This is a genomic window from Paraburkholderia sp. Ac-20336, assembly GCF_017105025.1.
Lineage (GTDB): Bacteria > Pseudomonadota > Gammaproteobacteria > Burkholderiales > Burkholderiaceae > Paraburkholderia.
Genome location: NZ_JAAGPS010000262.1, coordinates 1 through 2,734, shown reverse-complemented (window position 1 = coordinate 2,734; position 2,734 = coordinate 1). Strand labels below are relative to the sequence as shown.

The window sequence follows — 2,734 nt, the reverse complement described above, 5'->3', positions numbered from 1 at the left end:
CTCACCGCCGCCCGCCGATGAGCAGCGTTCCAGCCGTCACCCCATCCCATGCCACGTCGCTCAAGGCGGACTACAAAGTGGCCAAAGCCCAGTTGCTGGAGCGCTTCCGGACGGCCACCAACGTCGACGCGCTGATGGCCGCCCTCGCGCGCGCCACCGACGGCTCGCTGCGCGCCGCCTGGGAGACCTGCGAGCTGCCCGGCGAGTTCGCGCTCGTCGCGGTCGGCGGCTATGGACGCGGCGAGCTGGCGCCGCATTCCGACATCGACATTCTGGTCTTGCTGCCCGACGCGCCGCTCGAACATGCCGAAGCACGTATCGAACGCTTCATCAGCCTCGCGTGGGACCTCGGGCTCGAACTCGGCAGCAGCGTGCGCAGCGTGTCGCAATGCCTCGAGGAAGCGGCCAACGACGTCACCGTGCGCACCTCGCTGCTCGAAGCGCGGCGCATCACCGGCAGCGCCGCGCTGTTCGACGACTTCGCGGCGTGCTACCGCGAAGCGCTCGACCCGAAGGCGTTCTTCACGGCGAAGGTGCTCGAAATGCGCCAGCGCCACGCGAAATTTCAGGACACGCCCTACGCGCTCGAACCGAACATCAAGGAGAGCCCGGGCGGGCTGCGCGACCTGCAGCTGATCCTGTGGATCACGCGGGCGGCCGGCTTCGGCAGCAGCTGGCGCGAACTCGAAGCGCGCGGGCTTATCACCGAGCGCGAGGCGCGCGAGCTGCGCCGCAACGAGGGCTTCCTGAAGGCGCTGCGCGCCCGGCTGCACGTGACCGCCGGGCGCCGCCAGGACATTCTCGTGTTCGACCTGCAGACGCCCGTCGCCGAAAGCTTCGGCTACAAGCCGACCGCGACCAAGCGCGCGAGCGAACAGCTGATGCGCCGCTACTACTGGGCCGCGAAGGCCGTCACGCAACTCGCAACGATCCTGATCCAGAACGTCGAGGCGCAGTTGTTCCCGAGCACGAGCGGCATCACGCGCGTGCTGTCGGCGCGCTTCGTCGAAAAACAGGGCATGCTCGAAATCGCCGCCGACGACGTGTTCCAGCGCGAGCCGAACTCGATCCTCGAAGCGTTCCTGCTGTACGAGCAGACGCCCGGCGTGAAGGGCCTGTCGGCGCGCACGCTGCGCGCGATCTACAACGCGCGCGACGTGATGGACCAGCACTGGCGGCGCGATCCGGAGAACCGCCGGCTCTTCATGGCTATCCTCAAACAGCCGGCCGGCATCACGCACGCGCTGCGGCTCATGAACCAGACCAGCGTGCTCGGGCGCTATCTGCTGAATTTCCGCCGCATCGTCGGGCAGATGCAGCATGACCTCTATCACGTCTACACGGTCGATCAGCACATCCTGATGGTGCTGCGCAATCTGCGCCGCTTCGCGGTCGCCGAGCACGCGCACGAATATCCGTTCTGCAGCCAGTTGATCGCGAACTTCGACCGGCCGTGGGTGCTGTACGTGGCGGCGCTGTTTCACGACATCGCCAAGGGCCGCGGCGGCGATCACTCGACGCTCGGCATGGTCGACGCGCGGCGCTTCTGCCGTCAGCACGAGATCGACGGCGAGGACGAGAACCTGGTCGTCTGGCTCGTGCAGCAGCATCTGACGATGAGCCAGGTCGCGCAAAAGCAGGACACGAGCGACCCCGAAGTGATCAAGCGCTTTGCCGAACTGGTCGGCACCGAGCGGCGCCTCACCGCGCTCTATCTGCTGACCGTGGCCGATATCCGCGGCACCAGCCCGAAGGTCTGGAATACGTGGAAAGGCAAGCTGCTCGAAGACCTCTACCGCGCCACGCTCGCCGTGCTCGGCGGCGCGCGGCCCGATGCGCATTCGGAACTGAAGTCGCGGCAGGAAGAAGCGCTTGCGCTGCTGCGTCTCGAAACCGTGCCGGAAGGCGCGCAACGCGCGCTGTGGGACAAGCTCGACGTCGGCTACTTCCTGCGCCACGACGCGGCCGATATCGCATGGCAGACGCGCGTGCTGTACCGTCACGTCGAAACGCCGACGCCGCTCGTGCGCGCACGGCCGTCGCCGATCGGCGAGGCTTTGCAGGTGCTCGTCTACGTGAAGGACCAGCCCGATCTGTTCGCGGGCATCTGCGCGTATTTCGACCGCAACGGCCTGTCGGTGCTCGATGCGCGCGTGAGCACGACGCGTCACGGCTATGCGCTCGACAACTTCCTCGTCGCGCACACCGAAGAGGACGTGCACTACCGCGACATCGCCAATCTGGTCGAGCAGGAACTGACCGCGCGGCTCGCGGGCCACGGCACGCTGCTGCCGGGGCCGTCGAAAGGCCGGCTCTCGCGCCTGTCGCGCACCTTCCCGATCACGCCGCGCGTCGACCTGCGGGCCGACGAGCGCGGCCAATACTACATCCTGTCCGTGTCGGCGAACGACCGGCCGGGCCTTCTTTATTCGATCGCGCGCGTGCTGGCCGAGCACCGGGTCGGCGTCGCCTCGGCGCGGATCAATACGCTCGGCGAACGCGTCGAGGACGTGTTTCTGCTCGAAGGGCACGGCCTGTCGGACAACCGCCTGCAAATTCAGGTCGAAACCGAGTTGCTGCGCGCGATCGCAGTGTGAGATTTCATGCGAACCAAGTTAACAGCCAAGCATCCGCGGCCGGCTTCGTCCGAACGCGCCCCTGTGCGTTCCGGCAGCCCGTCGGCCCGCAAACCGACGCGCCCGGCGGGACCGAAACCCGCAGCGGCCGGTTTCGA

Annotated in this window: 1 protein-coding gene; it reads left to right on the top strand. The window is 67.4% G+C overall.

Annotated features, from left to right (window positions below; all coding sequences use genetic code 11):
• The first annotated feature begins 17 nt into the window (after positions 1-17).
• On the top strand, positions 18-2,597 hold the full coding sequence (locus GXB81_RS30780) for a [protein-PII] uridylyltransferase (RefSeq protein ID WP_205991186.1): 2,580 nt from the start codon (positions 18-20) through the stop codon (positions 2,595-2,597).
• Positions 2,598-2,734 lie beyond the last annotated feature (137 nt).